The sequence below is a fragment of the Wolbachia endosymbiont of Drosophila barbarae genome (assembly GCF_044752445.1).
Taxonomy (GTDB): domain Bacteria; phylum Pseudomonadota; class Alphaproteobacteria; order Rickettsiales; family Anaplasmataceae; genus Wolbachia; species Wolbachia pipientis.
Genome location: NZ_JBIXJM010000025.1, coordinates 1 through 816 on the forward strand (window position 1 = coordinate 1; position 816 = coordinate 816).

Annotated in this window: 1 pseudogene; it reads left to right on the forward strand. The window is 35.5% G+C overall.

Annotated elements, in window-relative coordinates:
• Positions 1–425 precede the first annotated feature (425 nt).
• A pseudogene (locus ACIPNH_RS00255) lies at positions 426–816 on the forward strand (WD1261 family protein); the annotation flags it as partial.

Consider the following 816-nt stretch of genomic DNA (forward strand, 5'->3'; position numbering starts at 1 on the left):
AGTATAATGTAAGTAATTAGCCAACCACGGGGCTTCTTTTGCCTTTTTTTTCATTTGGTAAATTTCTTAAATATTTATGGCTAAACGACAACCGTCATCCCGCTAGCGGGATCTCTTGTTAGTGGCTGAGAGATACCGCGAATGAATCGCGGTATGACGGTTCGCGGCAGCATAAAGATAAGTCTCGTCATCCCACTGCTTGCTAGCGGGATCTGGAGATACCGCGGCGGTATGAAGGTTCGCGGCGGCATAAAGATAAGTCTCGTCATCCCGCTGCGTGTTAGCGGGATCTCTTGTTAGTGCCGCGGCGGTATAGCTATACCTTTTTCTACTTAGTTTGGGTTATGCAAGAAGTCTAATAACATTTATTGCTATTTTGCCATGTATCCCTTATACTATAAAGTAGAACATTATAGGTTTCAGCAATGATAAAAGAAATTGAAGAACTAATAAAAATTGTTGGTAAGGGTAATTTATTAGAGACGTTATTTATTTTTTTAGGTAGCTTTCAACATGCTGACTTAGGTCGTTTTATGGATCACAGAAATCATTTTGGTTTGTCTGAATTCATTAGAAAAAAAGAGGAACCATTAGATAAATATTTTAACTTAAAATTTAGTCTACAAGGGCTGTTTTTAATTTATGCTCAAGCTTATCAAATTCTAAGTGAAAACAATAACCTGAATACTAAAGATGTCATAGATAAAATATATGAAGTTATTAAAGGATCTGAGTTAAATGAATATATAAATGAAGTAGTAGATGGAAGAAAATTAGATTTACTTAACATCTTAGCAAATCCAAAGAGAGAACCAA